The sequence below is a fragment of the Pseudomonas libanensis genome, from assembly GCF_001439685.1.
Classification (GTDB): Bacteria; Pseudomonadota; Gammaproteobacteria; order Pseudomonadales; family Pseudomonadaceae; genus Aquipseudomonas; species Aquipseudomonas libanensis.
This window is the reverse complement of sequence record NZ_JYLH01000006.1, coordinates 320,270-343,252: the sequence shown is the minus strand read 5'-3', so window position 1 is coordinate 343,252 and position 22,983 is coordinate 320,270. Positions and strand designations below refer to the sequence as shown.

Annotated in this window: 17 protein-coding genes and 2 pseudogenes; 10 read left to right on the top strand and 9 right to left on the bottom strand. The window is 60.2% G+C overall.

Annotation, left to right across the window (positions count from 1 at the left end; translation table 11 throughout):
- From TU73_RS12455 to TU73_RS12435, 5 genes and pseudogenes are all read right to left on the bottom strand, one after another.
- Positions 1-253 (bottom strand): annotated as a pseudogene (locus TU73_RS12455) (arabinose ABC transporter substrate-binding protein); the annotation flags it as partial.
- Positions 254-290: 37 nt separating this feature from the next.
- Positions 291-1,154: an SMP-30/gluconolactonase/LRE family protein gene (locus TU73_RS12450; protein WP_057012447.1), complete on the bottom strand. Its 864-nt coding sequence runs from the start codon at positions 1,152-1,154 to the stop codon at positions 291-293.
- A 16-nt stretch (positions 1,155-1,170) separates the two neighbouring features.
- The gene (locus TU73_RS12445) at positions 1,171-2,751 is read right to left on the bottom strand and encodes an aldehyde dehydrogenase (NADP(+)) (protein ID WP_057012446.1); all 1,581 of its coding nucleotides are present in this window, start codon (positions 2,749-2,751) and stop codon (positions 1,171-1,173) included.
- 10 nt (positions 2,752-2,761) lie between these two features.
- Positions 2,762-3,754, bottom strand: coding sequence for an AraD1 family protein (gene araD1 / locus TU73_RS12440; protein ID WP_057012445.1), 993 nt, complete (start codon positions 3,752-3,754; stop codon positions 2,762-2,764).
- Between the two features lie 16 nt (positions 3,755-3,770).
- Positions 3,771-5,093: an MFS transporter gene (locus TU73_RS12435; RefSeq protein ID WP_057012444.1), complete on the bottom strand. Its 1,323-nt coding sequence runs from the start codon at positions 5,091-5,093 to the stop codon at positions 3,771-3,773.
- Positions 5,094-5,283: 190 nt separating this feature from the next.
- On the opposite strand from TU73_RS12435, the gene TU73_RS12430 reads away from it, so the two are divergent.
- Positions 5,284-7,020 (top strand): IlvD/Edd family dehydratase, encoded by a 1,737-nt coding sequence (locus TU73_RS12430; protein WP_057012443.1) that lies wholly within the window; start codon positions 5,284-5,286, stop codon positions 7,018-7,020.
- A 48-nt stretch (positions 7,021-7,068) separates the two neighbouring features.
- On the top strand, positions 7,069-7,791 hold the full coding sequence (locus tag TU73_RS12425; RefSeq protein ID WP_034119145.1) for a FadR/GntR family transcriptional regulator: 723 nt from the start codon (positions 7,069-7,071) through the stop codon (positions 7,789-7,791).
- A gap of 76 nt (positions 7,792-7,867) precedes the next feature.
- On the opposite strand, the gene TU73_RS12420 is transcribed toward TU73_RS12425, so the two are convergent.
- Positions 7,868-10,009, bottom strand: coding sequence for a TonB-dependent siderophore receptor (locus TU73_RS12420; protein WP_057012442.1), 2,142 nt, complete (start codon positions 10,007-10,009; stop codon positions 7,868-7,870).
- 203 nt (positions 10,010-10,212) lie between these two features.
- On the bottom strand, positions 10,213-11,304 hold the full coding sequence (locus TU73_RS12415) for an NADH:flavin oxidoreductase/NADH oxidase (RefSeq protein WP_057012441.1): 1,092 nt from the start codon (positions 11,302-11,304) through the stop codon (positions 10,213-10,215).
- An 89-nt stretch (positions 11,305-11,393) separates the two neighbouring features.
- Here TU73_RS12415 and TU73_RS12410 point away from each other — a divergent pair, with 89 nt between their 5' ends.
- Entirely contained in the window at positions 11,394-11,693 is a 300-nt protein-coding gene (locus TU73_RS12410; RefSeq protein WP_057012440.1) for an ArsR/SmtB family transcription factor, read from the top strand.
- A 14-nt stretch (positions 11,694-11,707) separates the two neighbouring features.
- On the opposite strand, the gene TU73_RS12405 is transcribed toward TU73_RS12410, so the two are convergent.
- Together TU73_RS12405 and TU73_RS12400 are read right to left on the bottom strand one after the other, a co-directional pair.
- Positions 11,708-12,736 (bottom strand): GGDEF domain-containing protein, encoded by a 1,029-nt coding sequence (locus TU73_RS12405; RefSeq protein WP_057012439.1) that lies wholly within the window; start codon positions 12,734-12,736, stop codon positions 11,708-11,710.
- Between the two features lie 2 nt (positions 12,737-12,738).
- A complete protein-coding gene (locus tag TU73_RS12400; protein ID WP_231984804.1) occupies positions 12,739-13,512 on the bottom strand; it encodes a hypothetical protein in 774 nt (257 codons plus the stop codon).
- Positions 13,513-13,918: 406 nt separating this feature from the next.
- Here TU73_RS12400 and TU73_RS12395 point away from each other — a divergent pair, with 406 nt between their 5' ends.
- From TU73_RS12395 to TU73_RS12375, 7 genes and pseudogenes are all read left to right on the top strand, one after another.
- Entirely contained in the window at positions 13,919-14,806 is an 888-nt protein-coding gene (locus tag TU73_RS12395; protein WP_057012437.1) for a bestrophin family protein, read from the top strand.
- 298 nt (positions 14,807-15,104) lie between these two features.
- Complete coding sequence (locus TU73_RS12390) at positions 15,105-16,397, top strand: cytochrome P450 (RefSeq protein WP_057012436.1); 1,293 nt, start codon at positions 15,105-15,107, stop codon at positions 16,395-16,397.
- Entirely contained in the window at positions 16,366-16,794 is a 429-nt protein-coding gene (locus TU73_RS28300) for a lipocalin-like domain-containing protein (RefSeq protein WP_082642590.1), read from the top strand. The genes TU73_RS12390 and TU73_RS28300 overlap by 32 nt, the downstream gene beginning before the upstream one ends.
- 109 nt (positions 16,795-16,903) lie before the next feature.
- A complete protein-coding gene (locus TU73_RS12385) occupies positions 16,904-18,133 on the top strand; it encodes an amino acid aminotransferase (RefSeq protein ID WP_057012435.1) in 1,230 nt (409 codons plus the stop codon).
- 279 nt (positions 18,134-18,412) lie between these two features.
- Positions 18,413-19,489: pseudogene (locus TU73_RS29620) on the top strand (cache domain-containing protein); the annotation flags it as partial.
- A 99-nt stretch (positions 19,490-19,588) separates the two neighbouring features.
- Complete coding sequence (locus TU73_RS29615) at positions 19,589-20,356, top strand: methyl-accepting chemotaxis protein (protein ID WP_404822073.1); 768 nt, start codon at positions 19,589-19,591, stop codon at positions 20,354-20,356.
- Positions 20,357-20,527: 171 nt separating this feature from the next.
- Positions 20,528-22,936, top strand: coding sequence for a glucose/quinate/shikimate family membrane-bound PQQ-dependent dehydrogenase (locus TU73_RS12375; protein ID WP_057012433.1), 2,409 nt, complete (start codon positions 20,528-20,530; stop codon positions 22,934-22,936).
- Positions 22,937-22,983: the final 47 nt, after the last annotated feature.

The following is a 22,983-nucleotide window of genomic DNA, read 5'->3' as shown; positions in this document are numbered from 1 at the left end:
CAAAACCCTTGGCGCCGTTGGCGGCCAGGCTGTCGATGGCCGAGAGGGTTTTCTCGCCGTCGGGCACGGCGATCTTGATCACGGTGAAACCGTGTTCCTTGCCGGCTTTTTCGGCGAAGGCCCATTCCGTTTGAAACCAGGGTTCTTCGGCCTGCTTGACTAGAAAGCCGATCTTCACTTCTTCAGCCGATACGATGCTGCTGAGGCTGCTTAAAGCAACGGCGGCAGCCAGAACGCGTAGAACCTTTTTCATGAACGACACCTCTTGTTGTTGTTTTTGAGTCTTGGGTTTAACCGGCGAAGCGGTGACAAGGTTTGCCAGGCACATCGACCTCAATGGCCAACAGCGCACCGTCCAAAGAGTGTTCCAAAGGGCTGGCGGCACTGGTGATGTACAACGTGGTGAGATTGGGCCCACCGAACACGCAACTGGTGGGACGGCTGACGGGCAGTTCGATGATGCGATCCACCTCACCCAGGGGCGTCAGGCGCAGCAGGCAACTGCCGTCCCAACGGGCATTCCAGATGTAGCCTTCGGCGTCCATGGCCGAACCGTCCGGCCCGCCCCGCTCGTGGGGGCCGAACCACACCCGCGCGGGTTCGAGTTGGCCGTCAGGCTGGATTGGATGGTGGTACAGCGTGCCGTCCATGCTGTCGCCGAAGTGCACGTGACCACCGTCTTCACTCCAGAGCAGTGTGTTGGGAATGCCCAGGCCGCTGAGCAGCGGCGTGACCGTGGCATCGGCATCGATGCGGAACAATCCTCCGGAACGCCGAGTGATGGGCAAGTCCTCGCCTTGCTCACCGATATTGTTCTGCATGGTGCCCAGCCACAGCCGGCCCTGGGCATCGCAGCGCGCTTCATTGCCACGGTTGCCCGCTTGCGGGTCGGCGACGCACAGCAGGGTCAGCGCTTCGGTGGCCAGGTCCAGGCGATACACGCCGCTGCTCAAGGTCACCAGCGCATCGCCACGTTCACAGGGGATGAATGCCGAGACATGCTCGGGCAATTGCCAGACCTGCAACTCGCCGCCCATCAGGCGCAGGGCCTGCCGGGCAGCGATATCCACCCAATACAGGGCCTGGGTCGGTCTGTCCCAGAACGGCCCCTCGCCCAACCGGGCACGGTGTGGGGTCACTGCATTCACTGACATGAAGCCTCCTGGTGACTTACAACGGGTCGCGGGATGGCGTGCCATCCACCAGCCGTTGGATACGCAACGGGTTGGCGTTTTTCAACGCCTCGGGCAGCAGGCTATCAGGGTAATTCTGGAAGCACACCGGGCGCAGGAAGCGGTCGATGGCCAGGGTGCCGACCGAGGTGCCACGGGCATCGGACGTTGCCGGATACGGCCCGCCGTGCACCATCGAATCGCAGACTTCGACGCCAGTGGGATAACCGTTGAGCAGGATGCGCCCGACTTTCTGCTCCAGCAGCGGCGTGAGTTCGGCGAACTGTTGCAGGTCAGCCGGTTCGCCGATGATGGTGGCGGTCAATTGCCCGTGCAGCCCCTGCAAGGCGGTGCTGAGCTGGGCCTGGTCGGCCACTTCGACGAACACCGTGGTGGGGCCGAACACTTCTTCCTGCAGCACTTCGTCGCCGTCGATCAACAGGCGTACATCCGCCTTGAACAGCTGCGGTTGAGCCTGGTTGCCCGATTGCGCGTTACCCGCCAGGTGCTGGATGCCTGGGTGGGACAGGAGTTTTGCCAGGCCCTTGCCATAGCTGTCCAAGGTGCCGGCGTTGAGCATGGTCTGCGCCGGTTGCGCACCGATCAATTGCGCGACCTGTTGAGTGAACGCCGTGAATTGTGGCGACGCGATACCGATGACCAGGCCGGGGTTGGTGCAGAACTGGCCGCAGCCCTGCACCACCGAGGCGGTCAGGTCGCGGGCCACGCTTTCGGCGCGGACGTGCAAGGCCTGGGGCAGCACGATCACCGGGTTGATGCTCGACATCTCGGCGAACACCGGGATCGGTTGCGGGCGTGCCGCGGCCATGTCGCACAGGGCACGGCCACCCTTGAGCGAGCCGGTGAAACCCACGGCCTGGATCGCCGGATGCTTGACCAGGGCTTCGCCGACGCCGCCGCCGAAGATCATATTGAATACCCCCGCCGGCATCTCGGTGGCCTCGGCCGCGCGGATGATCGCATCGGCCACTTGCTCGGCCGTCGCCATGTGCCCGCTGTGGGCCTTGAACACCACGGGGCAGCCTGCGGCCAACGCAGCGGCGGTATCGCCGCCCGCCGTGGAAAAGGCCAGGGGGAAGTTGCTGGCACCGAACACCGCCACCGGGCCCAGGCCGATACGGTATTGGCGCAGGTCCGGGCGTGGCAGCGGCTGGCGATCCGGCAAGGCTTTATCGATACGCGCCCCGTAGAAATCGCCACGGCGCAGCACCGTGGCGAACAGGCGCATCTGGCCGCTGGTGCGCCCGCGCTCGCCTTTAATGCGGGCGGCGGGCAGCGCGGTTTCGCGGCAGACCAAGTCGATGAAGTTATCGCTCAGGGCATCCAGCTCGTCGGCTATCGTGTCCAGGAACTGCGCACGGCGCGCGGCACTCAGCGCACGGAACGCCGGATACGCAGCGGCGGCGGCCTTGGCGGCGGCATCGACCTCTTGCGGTGTGGCCTGGTAGAAATCCTGCGGCAAGGCTTCACCGCTGGTGGCATCGACGCTTTGCAGCTTGACGTTGCCGTTGGCGCTGCGCTGGCCGCCGATGTAGTTGTGGCCGAGGAACTGGGTCATGTTGATCTCCTTAAAGGGGGGTGACTTGGCCGGGTTCAAATGCCGCATCGCTGCTGCCGATACCGTTGATCAACGGCGCGCCGAATTCAGCCTGGCTGATCTCGAACACGTCGCCCGGCTGGGTACGTATACCGTCGGCAAATGACAGCGTAGCGGTGCCGAAGAAGTGAATGTGCACATCCCCCGGCTTGAGGAACTGGCTGTATTTGAAGTGGTGATACTCAAGGTTTTCCAGGCTGTGGCACATATTGGCCTCGCCACTGAGGAATTCGTTCCGCCAGATTTCCTCGCCGTTGCGCAGGATGCGGCTGCTGCCGGCCAGGTGCTGGGGCAGCTCGCCCACGCGCAGTTCCGGGCCATAGCTGCAACTGCGCAGCTTGGAATGGGCCAGGTACAGGTAGTTCCTGCGTTCCATCACATGGTCGGAGAACTCATTGCCCACCGCAAAGCCGAGGCGATAAGGTTTGCGGTCGTGGCCGATCACGTAGAGGCCGCCGATCTCCGGCTCTTCGCCAGCGTCTTCGGCAAACGGCGGCACCGGGAAGGCGGCGCCCGGGCGTACGACAATGCTGCCGTCGCCCTTGTAGAACCACTCCGGCTGCACGCCTGCCTGGCCCGCCGCAGGCTTGCCGCCCTCCACGCCCCATTTGAAGATGCGCATGGTGTCGGTCATGGCGCTGTCGTCGCCGGCCTGCTGGTGCATCTTGTCGCGGGCCGAAGCGCTGCCCAGGTGGGTCAGGCCGGTGCCGCTGATCAGCATATGGGCCGGGTCCGGGTGGTCCAGTGGCGGCAGGATTTTCAGCTCGGCCCGCAGCGCGGCGTAGTCATGGCTATCGCCCAGGCCCAGGCCCTGCACCTGTTGCGCAAGGCCCGTGCCGGCTTTGATGGCGGCCAGCGCCAACTCGCGCACGCTGTGTGCGCCCTGCACTTCGCGCAGGGTGTTGCCTTCCACAACGCCGACGCGGCGCTCACCGTTACCCAACTCGAACTGAACTAGACGCATGCATTTTCTCCAGGATTTAAGTACGTGTGGCGCCACGGGCGCTGGCGGCGAATTGGTCGACGGGCAGCACGTGCTTGCGCTCCAGCACGCGGTAGACCACGAAGGTCAAGACCAGCCCGAACACCATCACGCCGGATAAGAAGTACAGGCCCGAGGCCAGGTTGCCGGTGTATTCCTTGAGTGCACCGATCACAAACGGACCGATGTAGCCGCCGAGGTTGCCCACCGAGTTGATCAAGGCGATACCGGCTGCCGCGCTGGCCCCGGCAAAGAAGCGCCCCGGCAAGGTCCAGAACACCGCGGTGCAGGAAAACATGGCAAATGCCGCCAGGCACAACGCAGCCATCTGCAACACCGGCACACTCAGCCAGGCGCTGCAGAACAGGCCGATGGCGCCGAGCACATACAGCACCGCGAGATGGCCGTAGCGATCATTCAAGCGGTCGGAACTGCGCGGGATGATCAGCAGGCCGATGATGCCGAAGATATACGGCACGGCGGAGATGAAGCCGGTGGTGAGGTCGCTGCCGCCGAACTGCTTGATCAGGGTCGGCAGCCACAGGCCCAGGCCGTAGATGCTCAGGGTCACCGGCAGGTAGAACAGCGCCAGCAGCAACACGCGCTTGTCCTTGAGGGCATGCAACGGGTTGCCATGGCGGGTCTGGCCGTAGGCTTGCAGGTCTTTTTCCAGCTCGCCGGTGAGCCAGGTCTTTTCTTGCTCGCTCATCCAGCTGACCTGTTTCGGGCCGTCCGGCAGGTAGCGCAGCACCGGCCAGGTCAGCAGGATCGCCGGGGTGCCGATCACGATAAACAGCCACTGCCAGCCGTGCAGGCCAAGGATGCCGTCCATGCCGAGCAGACCGCCGGACACGGGCCCCGTGATCATCATCGCGATGGGCTGGGAGAGGATGAACAGCCCGAGGATCTTGCCGCGATGGCGTACCGGGAACCATTGGGTGATGTAGTACAGCACGCCAGGAAAGAACCCCGCTTCCGCTGCGCCGAGCAAAAAGCGCATCACATAGAAGCTGTGCGGGCCTTGCACGAAGGCCATGCCGATGGTGATGGCGCCCCAGGTGATCATGATGCGCGCAAACCAGCGCCGCGCGCCGAAGCGGTCGAGCATCAGGTTGCTGGGGATTTCGAACAGGAAGTAGCCAATGAAGAACAGCCCGGCACCGAGGCCATAGGCGGCGTCACCGATGCCGACGTCGGCGCCCATGTGCAGCTTGGCGAACCCTACGGCGGAACGGTCCACGTAGGCGATCAGGTACAGCAGGATCAGGAAGGGAATCAGTTTCAGCGTGATGCGCCGAATAAGCCGCAATTCCTGGCTCATGGGTCGATCTCCGATTGTTGTTTTTATAGAAGCTCGGGGGACGCCTCTCGCGAAATCCGCCAGGGTCATACCTCAGTTGAGATCGACTATATAGTATGACTATTTGCAAAACAACACTTCCAAAGCTTCGATTTTGCGCTTATGTTTAACCACGCATAGAACATATAGTCATACAATAAGAGAATCGATCATGCCTGACAAAAAGCCCGGCCTACGCTCCGCCCAGTGGTTTGGTACCGCCGACAAGAACGGCTTCATGTACCGCAGCTGGATGAAGAACCAGGGCATTGCCGACCACCAGTTCCATGGCAAGCCGATCATCGGCATCTGCAATACCTGGTCGGAGCTGACCCCGTGCAACGCCCACTTCCGCCAGATCGCCGAGCACGTCAAGCGCGGCGTGATCGAGGCCGGTGGCTTCCCGGTGGAATTCCCGGTGTTTTCCAACGGTGAATCCAATTTGCGCCCCACCGCCATGCTCACCCGCAACCTGGCGAGCATGGATGTGGAGGAAGCCATTCGCGGGAACCCCATCGATGGCGTGGTGCTGCTGACCGGTTGCGACAAGACCACCCCGGCGCTGCTGATGGGCGCGGCCAGTTGCGATGTGCCGGCCATCGTGGTCACCGGCGGGCCGATGCTCAATGGCAAGCACAAGGGCCAGGACATCGGTTCGGGCACCGTGGTGTGGCAGCTCAGCGAACAGGTCAAGGCCGGCACTATCACCCTGGATGACTTCCTCGCGGCCGAAGGCGGCATGTCGCGCTCGGCGGGCACCTGCAACACCATGGGCACGGCGTCGACCATGGCCTGCATGGCCGAGGCACTGGGCACGTCCCTGCCCCACAACGCGGCGATCCCGGCGGTGGATGCACGGCGTTATGTGCTGGCGCATATGTCCGGCATGCGTGCTGTGGAGATGGTGCGCGAAGACTTGAAGCTGTCGAAGATCCTGACCAAGGAGGCGTTTGAAAACGCGATTCGGGTAAACGCGGCCATCGGCGGTTCGACCAATGCGGTGATCCACTTGAAGGCCATCGCCGGGCGCATCGGGGTTGAATTGGACCTGGATGACTGGACCCGCATCGGCCGCGGCATGCCGACCATCGTCGACCTGCAACCGTCCGGGCGCTTCCTGATGGAAGAGTTCTACTACGCCGGTGGCTTGCCCGCGGTGCTGCGGCGCCTCGGTGAAGCCAACCTGATCCCCCACCCCGATGCCTTGACCGTCAACGGCAAGTCCCTGGGCGAGAACACCAAGGACTCACCGATCTATGGCCAGGATGAAGTGATCCGCACACTCGACAACCCGATCCGCGCCGACGGCGGCATCTGCGTGTTGCGCGGCAACCTGGCGCCCCTGGGTGCGGTGCTCAAGCCATCGGCGGCCAGTCCCGAGCTGATGCAGCATCGCGGCCGTGCGGTGGTGTTCGAGAACTTCGACATGTACAAGGCGCGCATCAACGACCCGGACCTGGACGTGGACGCCAACTCGATCCTGGTCATGAAGAACTGCGGCCCCAAGGGTTACCCGGGCATGGCCGAAGTCGGCAACATGGGTTTGCCGGCCAAGCTGCTGGCCCAGGGCGTGACCGACATGGTGCGTATTTCCGATGCACGCATGAGCGGCACCGCTTACGGCACCGTGGTCTTGCATGTGGCACCGGAAGCCGCTGCCGGCGGGCCGTTGGCCACGGTGCAGGAAGGTGACTGGATCGAGCTCGATTGTGCCAATGGCCGCCTGCACCTGGACATCCCGGACGCCGAGCTGGCGGCACGCATGGCCGACCTCAAGCCGGCGCAGAACCTGATCGTCGGCGGCTACCGCCAGTTGTACATCGACCATGTGCTGCAGGCCGACCAGGGCTGTGATTTCGACTTCCTGGTGGGTTGCCGCGGCGCCGAAGTCCCACGGCATTCCCACTAATTGGGATGCTATGATGCGGCGAATCTAAGCCAGAGCCTATCCGTCGTTATGGATCACCAGCCGCCCAAGCCGCGCAAGAGCCAGCATGCCCAGATCGTCCAGGACTTGGGCATGCACATCGTTTCCGGCCGCTTCAAGCCCGAAGAACGGCTGCCCATGGAAGCTACGCTGTGCGAGGAATACCAGGTCAGCCGCTCGGTATTGCGCGAGGCGACGCGGGTGCTGAGTGCCAAGGGCCTGGTGTATTCCAAGCCACGGGTGGGCGCGGTGGTGCGGCCACGCTTGAAATGGCACCTGCTCGACCCGGACGTGCTGTCCTGGTTGATGCAATCCACACCCCACAGCGAGTTCTTCAACACCCTGGCCGGGGTGCGTCGTATCCTGGAGCCGGAAATCGCCGCCATGGCCGCGACCACCGCCACCGATGAAGACATCGCCACCATCGAACAAGCCTACCAGGGCATGGAAACCGCGCAGACCCACGAACAGCTGTTGCAGGCCGACCTGGACTTCCACCGTGCGATTGCCGACGCCACCCGCAACGACCTGCTCGCCTATATGTGCAACATGCTTTCGCTGCCGTTGCGCGAGTCGATCAACATCACCAACCGCCGCCCGGATATCCAGGGTTTGAGCCTGCCCCGGCACAAGGCGATCCTCACCGCGATCCAGAACCGCGATGCACTGGGTGCGCGACATGCCTCGCTGGTGCAATTGGATGACACCCGGGTGGCGCTGGATACGGTGATGAATGTGCTGACGCCGTTGTGACCCGGCGCTTATGTTGGTTGAGATAATGCTATCGGGGGCAAGCCCCCTCCTACATTTTGGATCTGTGTACAGCGCGTTATAGGGTGTAGGAGATTCCGACCTGCACCGTACGCGGCGCCCCAGGGTAGGCGTAGATATTGCCGAACGCCCCTTCCTCATACTCGCGGTTGAACAGGTTCTTCACGTCCAGGTTCAGGCGTACCTGCTCATTGACCTTGTAGTAGCCGAGCAGGTCGACCACGGCGTAGGCGTCCATCGAGAAGCCAGTGTTGGCGGTCTGGCCGGCGCGTTGGTCGACGTACTTGCCGCCGGCCCCCAGGCCCAGGCCTTTGAGCGCGCCGTCCTGGAACTCGTAGACGTTGAGCAGGCTGAAACTGTTGCGCGGAATGTTCATCAGACGGGTGCCGGCACGGAAGGTGTTGTCGCGGGTGACCTCGGCATCCACGTAGGCGTAGCCGCCAATCACGCGCCACTCGGGTGTAAGGTTGCCCGCCACGTTCAGGTCGAAGCCGCGGCTGCGCACCTGGCCAGCGGCGACGCTGAAGGTGTTGGTGGGGTCGGCCGGGTCGTTGGTCAGCACGTTTTTCTTTTCGATCTGGTAGATCGCCGCGTCGACACTCAGTTGACGGTCAAGGGCCTCCCACTTGATCCCCATCTCATAGGACTTGCCTTTCTCCGGCGCAAAACCACCGCCTTCACGGCTGGCGCCGGTATTGGGCTTGAACGAACGAGCGGCGTCGGCATAGACCGCGACGGTGTCGGTGAGGTCGTAGATCACGCCCACACGCGGGGTGACCGCGTTGTCGGCGGCTTGCCAGTTCTTGCCGAGGGGTACATAGGTTTCGTAATCATGCTCGAATCGTTCGAAACGGGCACCCGCCAGCACTTTCAAACGTTCGGTAAGCGCCACCTGATCCTGTACAAACGCGGCATAGGTCTTGAGGTTCTCCTTGTCGTGGGTCGGCGTACGCGTCAGCGGCGGACGCGCCTGGCCATACACCGGATTGAAAATGTCGATCGGGTAGGTACCCAGGGCCGCACTGGAACGCTGGATGATCGACTTGTAGTCGTAATCCTCGTACTCGATACCGGTGAGCAAAGTGTGATCGAAGCCGCCCGTGGAAAAATGCCCGGTCAGGTTGAGCTGGTAATCCTTGTCGGTCCATTCCAGCTTGCGGTAGTTGAAGTTGCGTTGCAGGGTGCGGCCATCGGTGCCCAGGCTGCCCGCCCCATTGGCTTCGATGGCGTTGCCTTTCAAACTGCCGTCCAACCACTGGAAACCACCGCCCAGGGTCCAGTTGTCGTTGAGCGCATGCTCGAAACGCAACTGCGCCATGTTGTTGTCGTTGTGCAGCTTGCCGGCGTCCTTGTCGCCCCAGAACGTATCGCGCGACGGCGTGCTGCGCTGGTTGGGCAGGCGCGTCAGGCCACGGTCCAACGGGTGGTTGTTGCGCATGAAGTCGCCTTCGAAGATCACCTTGGTGTCATCGTTGGCCTGCCAGGTGATCACCGGCGTCACGCCGTAGCGCTCGGTCTCGACATGATCGCGGAAGGTATCGCCGCCCTCACCTACCACGTTCAGGCGATAGGCCAGGCGGCCTTCTTCGTCCAGCGGGCCGGAGGCATCCAGGGTGCCGCGCTTCATGCCCTGGTCATTCACCTGGCTGCCCAGGGTGACGGTACGCTCGGCCAGCGGCTGCTTGGACACAACGTTGAAGGTGCCACCGGGGTCGCCACGACCGTAGAGCATGGTCGCCGGACCACGCAATACCTCAAGACGCTCGATGGTATTGGCGTCCGGCATGTTCGGGTAGCCGCGGTTGATCGGGAAACCATTGCGGTAGAACTCACCGGTGGTAAAGCCACGCACGGTGAAGGTGGTCAGGCCCTGGCCGCCGAAGTTGTTGGCGCGGCCGACACCACCGGCATAGTCGAGGGCATCCTGCAGACGCGTCGCGCCGATGTCCTCGACCACGTCCTTGGATACAACGCTGATGGATTGCGGGGTTTCATGAATGGAGGTGTCGGTACGCGTCGCACTGGCTGATCGTGTGGCGTGGTAACCCTGCACCGGGCCCTGGGCCGACTCGAAGTCGGCGGTGGCGGTGACGTTGGTGGCTTGCAACTCGATACTGGCTGTTTCTGCCGGGGCATCCTCTGCCCACGAAAAAGGGGAAAACGCCTGAAGCACGCAGATGGAAATCAGGGTACGACGCATGGGTGTTGAACCTAGTGAAAGAGCCAGATGGGACGGCAAACCTGCCAAGAATTCGCGAGCATCATAGCCCAGCCGATTCTCATTTGGCATCCATTCTCATTTGTTATTTTTCGCTCAGACCTTTGGCCTCCGTAGTGCGTGCATAAACACCAGGCGAAAAAAAGCCACTCACTTGAGTGGCTCTTGTGTATGCCTGGCCCGCCTCAGCGATAGCGTTCCAACCAATGCGCGTAAGGCGCCGGCAAGGTCCAGGAGGATTTTTCCACACCCAGCTCCTTGGCCGCAAAGTACGCCCAATGTGGATCGGCCAAATGCGCACGCCCTACCGACACCAGGTCCAGGTGCCCGGCCTGCAACGCGCCTTCGGCCAGTTGCGGGGTACCGAAGCCCCAGGCGGATGTCACCGGGATACCGGCTTCACGACGTACACGTTCAGCAATCGGGCCCATGAAAGCCGGGCCCCACGGTATGTTGGTGTCGGGAATGGTGAAACCGACGCTGACACTCAGCAGGTCGAGGCCACCGTCCTTGAAGCGGCGAGCCAGCTCGATGGACTCGGTGAGGGTCTGCTCATCACGGCCGTCGTATTCAATCACGCCGAACCGCGCGGTAAGCGGCAGGTTTTCCGGCCAGACCTCACGCACGGCGGCCAGGGTTTCCAGGAGGAAGCGGCTGCGGTTGTCGAAGCTGCCACCGTAGGCATCGGTGCGCTGGTTGGAATGCTCGGAGAAAAAGCTCTGGCCCAGGTAGCCGTGGGCGAAGTGCAGCTCGATCCATTCAAAACCGGCGTCACGGGCACGGCGGGCGGCGTCGACGAAGTCCTGCTGGACGCGGGCGATATCGTCCAGGGTCATGGCACGCGGTACGTTGGGCAGGTTGGCCCCGAACGCGATGGCCGAAGGGGCGATGGTTTCCCAGCTGCGTGCATCGGAAGCCGGGATGTGGTCATCGCCTTCCCATGGGCGGTTGGCGCTGGCCTTGCGGCCGGCGTGGGCGATCTGGATGCCCGGCACCGAACCTGCGGCCTTGATGGCCTTGACCATGGGCACGAACGCCTGGGCATGGGCATCGCTCCAAATACCGGCACAGCCTGGGGTGATACGCCCTTCGGGAGCGACGGCGGTGGCCTCGACCACCAGCAGGCCGGCCCCGCCACGGGCCATGCCGGCCAGGTGTACGTGGTGCCAATCGTTGACCATGCCGTCATCGGCCATGTATTGGCACATCGGCGGGATGGCAATGCGATTGCGCAAGGTAACGTCTTTAAGTTTGAACGGTTCGAACAAGGCGGACATCAGATACTCCAAGGAAGGGTGTTTGATTCGATAGTTCGATGGTAATCGAACTATGGTATTGAACGCTACCCCCCTGTTATGATCCGCCCATGCGAGCCTTCAAACACCCTACTGCGCAAGAATTGACGCTTGAGCGCGTGCTTTACGCCTTGAGCGACCCCGTACGCCTGGACATCGTGCGCTGCCTGGCCGGCGTGCCCGAAGCCAGCTGCGGTGAACTGGATGGCGGGCGGCCTAAATCCAGCATGTCCCACCACTTCCGGGTGCTGCGCGATGCCGGCCTGGTGCACACCCGCAACGTGGGCACTACCCATATGAATTCGTTGCGTCGCGACGAACTGGAGAGCCGCTTTCCCGGGTTGCTGGCGAGTATTCTGTCGCAGCTGTAGAGGACGCCTGCGCGTCAGGATAAAACCGGCTGCAGCAGCGCACCGTCCAGATGCACGCAGTCCTTGCCGTTGCGCTTGGCGCCATACAGGTTCTTGTCTGCCATCTTGAGCACCGTCGACAGGTCGTCGCCCGCCGAAAAGCGCGCCATGCCCGCACTGCACGTGTAGTGATGCGGTGCAGCGACACTGCTGCGGATCGACTGCAGTAACGCCAGGGCAAAATCGCAGGCCAGTTCCGGGTCATCGCCCTGCAACAACACACCGAACTCTTCCCCGCCGATCCGACCAAAGCTGTGGCTACCCTTGGCGTTTTTCAGGCACACGGCCATGGCGCGCAGGATCTTGTCGCCCACATCGTGGCCATACAGGTCATTTTTTTCCTTGAAACTGTCGATATCCAACATGATGAAGTAGCCGCTCTGGCCATCACTGAGCAACTTTTCGAAACTTTGCATAAAGGCGCGCCGGTTGAGGATCGAGGTCAGATAATCCGTTTCGGCCAATGCGCGAAACTCACTTTCCACCAGCAATACCGAGCGCAGGTTCTTCAGATAGGAGTAACTCAAGATAAAACCAATGGACACCGAAGAAGCACAAAACATCAGCAGATAGACCTCGGTGCCCGCATATATATCGGCCTGCATCGGCGGCCACAGAATAAGCCAGACCAGGAGCGCGTCGGCCAGATAATCCTGGATACTGATAAACAAGATGGCGCTGCCCACCACCAGGGTGACGGCCAATGGCAGGCCATAAATGCGCAACTCTTCATTCAAGCGAATGATGTAGGCGAAGCCGACCGACAACAGCACCATATAGGTCACCCCCAGCACCCGCCAAAGTAGAAAGTTGGCGGTCCTGGTATGCACGCGGCAGACAACCAACAGGCCAAGAGTGACGCCCACCGTATAAATATCCAACTGCAGGGCCGGATGAATCAACAACATGCCGACCCAGGCAATAATCCCTATCCATTCGGCTTGCGTCACGGCGGGCGACAGCAAACTGCGCATCCGGGGCCGCAACTTCAAGTTAGCAGGCATCCCTACGCTCCCATCTCAATAGCATGCAGGCCAACCGCAAATGAAAAGGCCATGAAGCGCTTTACCAGACTGGCGAAAGGCGGCAGGACTTCCAGCCGGGTCTTGGAGTGAGCCTTGAAATAGCCCTTCTCCACGCCCTCCTGCACCATGCGGATAATGTGGGTCTTGGACACGGAAAGTTGCTTGGCCAATGCCAGGTAGGACGACGACCTGAAGGTAGCGCGGTCATTGTCCGGCGCAAAGGCATCGTTATAGATTGCCAGCATCAACAGATGCCCGGCGTCGCGTTTCACCAGCCAGTAACACTCGGGCAGTAACACATCCACCGTCAGTTCAGAGGCGAGGATCACGGCGAAACCCTTGAAATAGAGGGCCAGGAACCCGCGATCATCAAGGTCGCGCATCTGCCGGAAAATCTCCCGTTCCGGGTACAGCAGCGCCAACGACTCAGTAAGCGCCGTCAGCATCAAGCGCGCTTCACGGCAAGCTTCATCCGAGGGTGAATACACCCGGAAGCGACTGTCTTCGGGGTGCGGTGCAACCTCCATGAAACCCAGGGCCCGAAACAACAGGAAGATTGATTCCAGGCTGTTTTTCGAACAATACCTGCGCGCCACGCACAGGGCCTTAACTTCTGCCAACAATGGCAGAGGGGTGGAAAAGTACCGGCTCAATAACGCAAACGACACCATCAAGCGGCTGTATTTAAGTGCACTCTTGTAGAAAAACGGTCGTCTTGAATAGGGCACGAGCAGCACGTGGTAATGCGCTCTCATGCACGCTTCAAAATCCCTATGACGTTCGAGTGCTTGCGCGGTATTACACATAGCTGACTTCAACGAACTGACACGCATGAAAGAGCCCTGATCAACCAATTATTCCACTGATCTCGGCTACGAAATCCCTGCAGCCAGGCCCCAAAAACAAATCACGTCAAAAACCCTGCCATTAATGGCTTTTTGCCTCGAACGCAATGTACAGCGATTGCCGCACCAGACGTCATCAGTACCAAAGTTGTTCCACATTCAAATCATCTGTGGCCTGCAGTTGCGCGACATCTCTCGTTACATTCTCCCGGGCTAGCGACTTATCAACTAATCGATTCAGCACCCTGCGAACCTTCCCTCTCTCGCGACGTCGTAACAGGGCATTGTTGCCAACCACCCACTGCGAGGTGCTCGTTTGAAAGCTGCTGTCCTGAAAAAATACCGCCTGATCATCAAGACCATGGGCTATGTGGGCTGGGCGCTGTTCTGGCTGTTGCTATGGGATGTGGCCGTGACGGTGGACTTCATGCTGTTTCTCACCGCTAAGATCAACTTGCCGCTGATGCCCCTGACCTTGCTTGGTTCGGCGCTGGTAGTGCTGATCAGTTTTCGCAACAGCAGCGCCTACAACCGCTGGTGGGAAGCACGCACGCTGTGGGGGGCGATGGTCAACAACTCGCGCAGCTTTGCCCGGCAAGTATTGACCCTGCTGGATGACGCTCCCGGTGAGGTGAACCCGGTCAAGTCGACGCTGTTGCGCCGGCACGTGGCCTACGTCAATTGCCTGGCCGCGCACCTCAAGGGCCAGCCGTGCCCGGAAGAAGTGCGGGCATTTATCCCCGCCGAGGAATTTGCGCGCAACGGCGCCACCAATAATTTCGCCAACGACATCCTCACCGGCTCCGCCACCTTGCTGGCCCGCGAATACCAGGCCGGGCGCCTGGACAGCATTCGCCTGGCACGTCTGGAATCGACCCTGGTGGACCTGTCCAATGCCCAAGGCGGCATGGAGCGTATCGCCAACACCCCGCTGCCCTACCCCTACGTGTATTTCCCGCGGCTGTTCATTTCGTTGTTCTGCCTGATCGTGCCGGTGGGCCTGGTGGAGTCCCTGGGCTGGTTCACGCCGCTGGCCTCCACGGTGGTGGGCTTCATGCTGCTGGCCATCGAACGCATCGGCACCGACCTGCAAAGCCCGTTCAACTCCAGCGAACACCAGATCCAGATGGAAAGCATCTGCGAAACCATCGAGAAGAACCTGCAGTCGATGCAGCGTGATGCCCTGGGTGATCATGCTTCCTGAGCAGCGAATGCCGCCCGCTCGTTGACAGAGCGTAGCGACGCAAAAGGCCAGAGAGCTTCATATGCAGCCGTTTCTTGGCTGCCCATAACTCATCAAACCGTTACAACAAAGTGCTTGGAACCTGAACTGAGCCGGATTAAACCATTTAAAAAAGGACCAACATCCGTACTGTTCCTAAGAATACTCTTACAGACGACATAATTTTTTCAGGCAAATCTATGCGCTCTGGTCTCCTGCATAAACGGGTACGTTTAAACCCACGCCAAGGTCGGCCAGAGTCACCATAAGGAATCGAAGCTTGAAACCCCGTCCAATTGCAGATCTCTTTTGTCTCGACTTTCAACAAAACCCTTACCCCACCTACGCTAAACTCAGAAAGCAAGCGCCCGTCTACTGGAGCGAGCAAATACAAGCGTGGGTAGTGACACGATATGAGGATGTGCTCACTTGCCTGCATGACCCGAGAATTTCCGCGAACAGGATACTTCCGCGCATGCAACAAATGCCGGAAGCATTAAGAATTCAACTGGCGCCCTTGGAAAGAACCCTGTCGATGTGGCCGCTCATGTTAGAGCGCCCCAACCACACTCGCCTGCGTCAATTGATCAACAAGGCGATGACACCTCGAATAGTGCGAAGTTTTATTCCGGTCATTCAAGGCCAGGTGGACGAACTTCTTGATTCAGCACTGGCCAGCAACAGTGTGGATTTCATCGCCGACATCGCCACGCCTTATCCATTGAATGTGGTGTCTGAGATCATTGGTGCACCGGTGGAAGGACGCCCTTTACTCAAAGCCTGTGCGGTGGATATCGTCAACTTCTTCGGCAGCCCGCCCCATGAATACGAAGTGCGGGCAAAGACCGCAATGCGTAGTATCAGTGAAGCGACACAAATGCTTCGCGACATTTTGCTGATGCGTCGTAAACAGCCTGCTGCCGATCTTATATCTTCATTGGTTGAGGCCGAAGAGCGCGGCGATGTCATGAGTGAAGAGGAAATCCTTGCCACGTGTCTGATGATGGTTTTTGCAGGGTTTGAAACGACTACCAATCTGATCGGCAATGGCCTGCTCCTGCTCTTGCAACATCCACACATCGAGGCTCAGCTACGAAATAATCCCGACCTGATGCGAGGCGCGATTGGGGAAATGCTGCGCCACGAGAGCCCGGTGCAAAGGCTTTCGCGTATGGCGGTGGACGACTTCACACTACAAAATGAACACATCAAACGTGGCGACTTGATATTTTTAATGGCGGCTTCGGCAAATAGAGATGATCAAAAATTCCCAGACCCGGACCAATTCAATATTGAGAGGGACACTAAAAACCACCTGGCATTTGGTCACTCAATACACCTATGCCCTGGGAATACGCTGGCACAACTTGAAACCCAGATCCTGTTTACCGAACTATTTAAGCGCACGCGCTCTATCAAACTCGTGGAAAGCCGACCAGACTGGCAGATAAATCTGTCCGTACGTTCGCTCACTCGGCTACCGATTAAACTCGCTCCCCTGGAAAAGCCATTGACCATTACCCCAACTTCGACAGTTCACCATGAAACTTACGAACCCGTCCCAAACACTTAAACCGCTTGTTTGCGAATTGATTGGCGCATGGCGATTAATTGAGTATTCAGTCGTGCCTTTATCCTCGCCCACAAAACATCATCCGCTCGGAACTCGTCCTGAAGGTCTGATTATCTACGAGCAGCATTTCATGGCCGTACACATTGCAGGCAACCCTCTGGCAACGACCGCAATTGCCAGACAACCAATGGCTTATAGCGGCCACTATACATATGACGAGCGTAACGCTGTCATAACCCATCATATTCAACTCAGTACTTACGAAGCCTGGGCAAATACAGACCAATGTCGACACATTTCAATAGAGGGAAATCGGCTTCAACTACGCAGCGTGAACCCCATTACTCAGGACGATCAAGCCGTCCATGCAACGCTCGTATGGGAAAAACAAGCCTAACAACTAAGTTCATCTGACGTTGACGTAAGGCGCGCGTTGCGCTAGTTGCTACATATCAATGCCGCTCTTGATCAAATATCGCAACTACAAAAACGCGAGAAAATAATTTATGTTCGAACATCTGGATAATTACGCGGGTGACCTTGCGCTCGTGTTACTTGACGCCTATGAGCGTGACCCTCGTGAATCCAAAGTCAATCTTGGGATAGGACTCTACTTCGACGATAAGGGCCAGATTCCCTACCTCAAAGCCGTTCAGAAAGCAGCGCACATTACCGATAACGACGCGAGCCCCTGTAGCTATTTACCCATTGAGGGGCAATCTGACTTCCGGCATGCCACACAAGCGCTCATATTTGGCAATGACCACAGTGCTTTGCATGAACGTCGGGTAGCGACCATCCAGACCCTGGGAGGCTCGGGTGCGTTGGCCATGGCTGCCAGCCTGATCAAAAACTGGTTGCCCAACAGTGCAATATGGATCAGCGACCCGTGCTGGGGGAACCACGAAGTTTTTTTCCGAAACGCCAACGTTCAAGTTTACAGCTATCCCTACTACGACCCGGTTAACAAGAAGATCGCCTTCAGCCGCCTACTGGCTGCACTTGAACGCCTTCCCGAAAAAAGCGTGGTACTGCTGCAACCGTCTTGCCATAACCCTACAGGCTTGGACCTCAGCCGGGACCAGTGGCTGCAGGTCATCGACCTGCTTGGCCGGAAAAATTTGATACCCCTGCTGGACATGGCCTATCAAGGCTTCGGTGAAGGCCTTGATGAAGATGCATGGGTTGTGAGGGCAATCGCCAACACAGAAATAACGACAATTGTTGCGCAGTCGTTTTCGAAAAATTTTTCTTTGTATGGTGAACGCTGCGGTAGCGTGAACGTGGTGTGCCGAACCCAATCGCAAGCAAAGCGAGTAGTAGGCCAGCTCAAGTCTCGCGCCCTTGGCAGCTATGGCACTCCCCCCTCACGCGCGAGCCTGCTCATCACCACGATCCTTCAACATGACATGCTGCAAGCACAATGGCGCCAGGAAATCTCTGAAATGCGCAATCGTATCGCCACGGTGCGCCAGCAACTCTATGATGCCCTCAGCACATTGGCGCCCTCAGTAGATTGTCGTTACCTGCTTGAGCAACGTGGCATGTTTTGCTACACCGGATTGACGCCGAGTGAGGTCGAACACCTGCGCATTAACGAAGGTATTTACCTGCTGGATTCCGGACGCTTGTGCATGCCAGGGCTGAACAATAAAAACATCCATCACGTAGCCAAGGCGCTGGCGAGTGTGCTCAACAAACGTAGAGAAGTGACGACATCACAACCACACTCATAAAAATGTATTGCGCAATCGAAGATAGTCAATAGCTCGCACACCTTCCCCCGTGCACGAAAGTGTTCATTTCACTGTTCTGCCTGATCGTGCCGGTGGGCCTGGTGGAGTCCCTGGGCGCCGAGCACATCGGTTAAACCTTGGCCCTGGCCTCAAGTGCTTGCCCTTGCAGTCGATATACAGGGGTAAGCATGGGCCGCTCAGACTGCAAAACAACACATGCGACGCTCACCGCTACCGTTTCCCCCCTTGCCAAAATTATAAATACCCGCGGGAGAAGTCATGAATATCAAGCAAAAGCTGACCTGGGCGTTTGCCGCCATCGCGTGCCTGCCAGTCATCCTGGTGGCCGTCCTGGTGGTGCTGAACCTGCGCGAGGGGGCCCTGGCGAATTTTCTCGACAGCAGTGGCCGCGAAATCCGCCAGATCGACAATGGCATGAAGCAGTTCTTCGACGGAATCAGCCAGAACGTCGAGTACGTGGCCAAGGACCCGCGCGTTGTCGCAGCCAAGGGCCTCAAAAGCTATGCCGGCGCCGATGCGGCACAAATCCCGCTGACACCGACCAATCAAGAACTGCTGGCGATTTTCGACCAGTTCGCCAAGAGCCATCCGAGCACCGCCTACCTGTCCCTGGGCTTGAAGGACGGCGGCTATGCCAGTTGGCCTGACGACACCAAGCTCACTCATTACGATCCGCGCGTACGCCCCTGGTACCAGGCCGCCATTGCCGCGCCAGGCACCACCGTGCGCACTGGCGCCTATTACTGGGCGCCGGACGACGTCTCCCTGATCGGCACCGTGCACACCGTCGTCGACGCCAGCGGCAATATCCTCGGCGTGGTCGGCCTGGATGTGTCGCTCAAGCAACTGACCGAGCTGGTCCGTAACATCAAGCTGGGCGACAGTGGCTACCTGATGCTGGTGGAAGCCAACGGCAACGTGCTGGTCGACCCCAGCGATGCCAAGCACAACTTCAAGCCGCTGGCAGACTTGGGCGCCAACTACGCCGAATTGGCCAAGCGTGGCGACGGCGTAAGCCAGATCGACATTGACGGCGTGCCCTACATGGCCAATGTGGTCAGCTCCCAAGGGCTGGGCTGGCGCTTTATCGGCTTGATCAAGCGCGACGAAGTCATGGCCGGCGCCACCCGCCTGACCTGGTTGATCGCCGGCATCGCGGCGATCCTCGCCCTGGTGTTCGCGATTGTCGGCGCCAGCTTTGCCCGAGTGATCGTGCGACCGATTCGCGGCGTGGCCGACGGCCTCCAAGAGATCGCCGAAGGCGAAGGCGACCTCACCCGCCAACTCAAGGTGCAGGGCAAGGATGAAACCGCCAGCCTGGCGGGTTGGTTCAATCAGTTCCTGGGCGTGATCGCACAACTGGTGCAGCGCATCGGCAATGCCTCCTCCGACCTGCAAACCGCTGCCGCCGACACCAGCGAAGTGGCGCGCAACATGAACCAGGCGGCCGGGCGCCAACGTGAAGCGGTGGAACTGGTCAGCACCGCGTTCAACGAAATGGTGGCCACCGCCAACGAAGTGGCGCGCTCATGCAGCGCGGCAGCGACGAGTGCCGATGAAGGCTACCGCGATGTCCACAACGGCCAGCAACATATCGGCGAAGCCACCAGCAGCGTGCACAAACTGAGCGCGGACCTGCAGAAGTCGACCCAGACCATGGAGTTGCTCGAGCAGGACAGCAAGAACATCAACACCATCCTCGATACGATCCGTTCCATCGCTGAACAGACCAACCTGCTGGCCCTCAACGCCGCCATCGAGGCTGCGCGGGCCGGCGACCAGGGCCGCGGTTTTGCCGTGGTGGCCGATGAGGTTCGCGCCCTGGCCCGTCGCACCGCCGACTCCACCGGCGAAATCGACAGCCTGCTCGGCAACCTCGCCCGCCGCACCCAGGAGGTCACCCAGCAGATGCAGGGCAGCCTGCTGGTGTCCCACGCCAGCGTCGAACGCATCCAACAGGCCCGCGACAGCTTCGACAAGATCCGCGGCTCGGTGGACTCGATTCGCGACCAGAATACCCAGATCGCCACCGCCGCCGAGGAGCAGCACCAGGTCGCCGAGGAGATCAACCGCCACATCGCGCAAATCCATGCCGATGCGCAACTGGTCGAAGAGTTTGCCCACTCGGCGCAGACCGGCTCTGGCCGATTGACGGATATCTCCGGGCAACTCAAGGGGCTGGTCGGTCGCTTCAAGTTCTGACCCGGGTACTGGCCCACTCAAGCCGCTTGCGCCTTTTGACGCACGCGGCTTTTTGCTGCCTGGGATAATCGCAGGATTTGTAAGAGTGCATTACCGAGCTAAATGTACTAACTGGTTACTTATCTTGCTAAAATCCGGCCCCTGCCTTTCCTCACTCGAGTCCTGATCGACATGAAACGAGCATCGCGCGCCGCTGGCGCCTCTAGATTCTTACTGCTGGGCCTGGGCGTCATCATCGCCCTGCTCGGCCTCGCGCTGGCCATCGGCGGCGTCAAACTGGTGAGCCTGGGAGGCTCCTGGTACTTCCTGATCGGCGGCGCGGTCATGGCGATTGCAGGGCTGTTGCTCGCTTGTCGCAAACCGGCCGGCGCCTGGCTGTTCGCGGCCTTCCTGGTCGGCACGGCCATCTGGGCCATAGCGGATGTAGGGCTGGTGTTCTGGCCGCTGTTCTCGCGACTGTTCATGTTTGCGGTCATCGGTATGGTGGTAGCGCTGGTTTACCCGCTGCTCGTCAACCAACGTGCGCGGGGGGCCTATGGCGTCGCCGCCGTGTTGGCCGTGGGCGTAGCGGTAGCGGCAGGCAATATGTTTGTCGCCCACCCGAGCGTGGCGCCCACCGGCACTGGCCCGGGCATCACCCCGGTAGCTGCAGCCGATGCGCAGAAAGACTGGGCGCACTACGGCAATACCGAAGGTGGCAGCCGTTTCGCCGCGCTGGACCAGATCAATCGCGACAACATCGACAAGCTCAAGGTCGCCTGGACCTACCACACCGGCGACGTAGCCCTCAGCGACGGCAACGGGGCCGAAGACCAACTGACACCCTTGCAGATCGGCAACAAAGTGTTTATCTGCACGCCGCACAACAACCTGATCGCACTGGATGCCGACACCGGCAAAGAGTTGTGGAAGAACGAGGTCAACGCTAAATCGGCGGTCTGGCAGCGTTGCCGGGGCATGGCGTATTTCGACGCCACTGCACCCATTGCCCAACCTACCCAACCCAACAGTTCACCGATCATTGCCGCCAGCGTGCCAGCCGGCGCGCAGTGCCAGCGTCGCCTGCTGACCAACACCATCGATGCACGCCTGATCGCGGTGGACGCCGGCACCGGCAAGTTCTGCGAAGACTTCGGCACCCATGGCCAGGTCGATTTGAAAGCCGGCCTGGGCAATGTGCCGGACAGCTACTACCAACTATCCTCTGCGCCGCTGATTGCCGGCACCACCGTGGTGGTCGGTGGCCGTGTCGCCGACAATGTCCAGACCGACATGCCCGGTGGCGTGATCCGTGGTTTCGACGTAATCAGTGGCCAGATGCGTTGGGCCTTCGACCCGGGCAACCCCGAAGACAAGCAGGCTCCGACGGGCGACAGCACCTACGTGCGCAGCACCCCGAACAGCTGGGCACCGATGTCCTACGACCCGCAGATGAACACGGTCTTCCTGCCGATGGGCAGTTCATCCACCGATATCTACGGCGTGGAGCGCACCGCTCTCAACCACAAGTATGGCGCTTCAGTACTGGCGCTCGACGCCTCCACCGGTGCTGAAAAATGGGTGTACCAGACCGTCCACAATGACCTGTGGGACTTCGACCTGCCGATGCAACCCAGCCTGATCGACTTCACCCCGCCAGGCAGCGACAAGGCAGTACCGGCCGTGGTGATCGGCACCAAGGCCGGGCAGATCTATGTGCTCGACCGCGCCACCGGCAAACCGTTGACCGACGTGCAGGAAGTGCCGGTCAAGGCCGCCAACATTCCCAACGAGCCTTATTCCCTGACCCAACCCAAATCCGTGGGCATGCCGCAGATCGGCGCGCAGACCCTGACCGAATCGGACATGTGGGGCGCCACACCCTATGACCAGCTGCTGTGCCGCATCGACTTCAAGGGCATGCGCTACGACGGCTTGTACACCGCACCCGGCACCGATAAATCCCTGAGCTTCCCGGGCTCCCTGGGTGGCATGAACTGGGGCAGTATCTCCACCGACCCGGTGCACGGCTTTATCTTCGTCAATGACATGCGCCTGGGCCTGTGGATCCAGATGGTGCCGTCGCAGAACAAGGCCCAGGCCTCTTCCGGCGGTGAAGCGCTGAACACCGGCATGGGCGCCGTGCCGCTCAAGGGCACGCCTTACGCGGTGAACAAGAACCGCTTCCTGTCGGTGGCCGGCATCCCCTGCCAGGCGCCGCCGTTCGGCACCTTGACCGCCATCGACTTGAAGACGCAAAAGGTCGCTTGGCAAGTACCGGTGGGCACCGTTGAAGACACCGGGCCGCTGGGCATCCGCATGCACCTGCCGATCAAGGTGGGCCTGCCGACCCTGGGCGGTACGCTGTCGACACAAGGTGGCCTGATCTTTATCGCCGGCACCCAGGATTTCTACCTGCGCGCCTTCAACAGCGGCAATGGCGATGAAATCTGGAAAGCCCGCCTGCCGGTCGGCAGCCAGGGTGGGCCGATGACCTACGTGTCGCCGAAAACCGGCAAGCAGTACATCGTGGTCACCGCCGGTGGCGCACGCCAGTCCACCGACCGTGGCGACTACGTGATCGCCTACGCCCTGCCGTAACCCCTCTGTTCGCGCGGTGCTCCGGCACCGCGCTCTGTGCCTGGAAC

Bases quoted from the DNA above. Each gene is read 5' to 3' on its own strand.
- TU73_RS12445 (WP_057012446.1), bottom strand. From the start codon at position 2,751: ATGACCCAGTTCCTCGGCCACAACTACATCGGCGGCCAGCGCAGCGCC.
- araD1 (WP_057012445.1), bottom strand. From the start codon at position 3,754: ATGCGTCTAGTTCAGTTCGAGTTGGGTAACGGTGAGCGCCGCGTCGGC.
- TU73_RS29615 (WP_404822073.1), top strand. From the start codon at position 19,589: ATGAACCAGGCGGCCGGGCGCCAACGTGAAGCGGTGGAACTGGTCAGC.
- TU73_RS12435 (WP_057012444.1), bottom strand. From the start codon at position 5,093: ATGAGCCAGGAATTGCGGCTTATTCGGCGCATCACGCTGAAACTGATT.
- TU73_RS28300 (WP_082642590.1), top strand. From the start codon at position 16,366: ATGAAACTTACGAACCCGTCCCAAACACTTAAACCGCTTGTTTGCGAA.
- TU73_RS12415 (WP_057012441.1), bottom strand. From the start codon at position 11,304: ATGTCCGCCTTGTTCGAACCGTTCAAACTTAAAGACGTTACCTTGCGC.
- TU73_RS12375 (WP_057012433.1), top strand. From the start codon at position 20,528: ATGAAACGAGCATCGCGCGCCGCTGGCGCCTCTAGATTCTTACTGCTG.
- TU73_RS12405 (WP_057012439.1), bottom strand. From the start codon at position 12,736: ATGCCTGCTAACTTGAAGTTGCGGCCCCGGATGCGCAGTTTGCTGTCG.
- TU73_RS12425 (WP_034119145.1), top strand. From the start codon at position 7,069: ATGGATCACCAGCCGCCCAAGCCGCGCAAGAGCCAGCATGCCCAGATC.
- TU73_RS12400 (WP_231984804.1), bottom strand. From the start codon at position 13,512: ATGAGAGCGCATTACCACGTGCTGCTCGTGCCCTATTCAAGACGACCG.
- TU73_RS12430 (WP_057012443.1), top strand. From the start codon at position 5,284: ATGCCTGACAAAAAGCCCGGCCTACGCTCCGCCCAGTGGTTTGGTACC.
- TU73_RS12410 (WP_057012440.1), top strand. From the start codon at position 11,394: ATGCGAGCCTTCAAACACCCTACTGCGCAAGAATTGACGCTTGAGCGC.
- TU73_RS12450 (WP_057012447.1), bottom strand. From the start codon at position 1,154: ATGTCAGTGAATGCAGTGACCCCACACCGTGCCCGGTTGGGCGAGGGG.
- TU73_RS12420 (WP_057012442.1), bottom strand. From the start codon at position 10,009: ATGCGTCGTACCCTGATTTCCATCTGCGTGCTTCAGGCGTTTTCCCCT.
- TU73_RS12385 (WP_057012435.1), top strand. From the start codon at position 16,904: ATGTTCGAACATCTGGATAATTACGCGGGTGACCTTGCGCTCGTGTTA.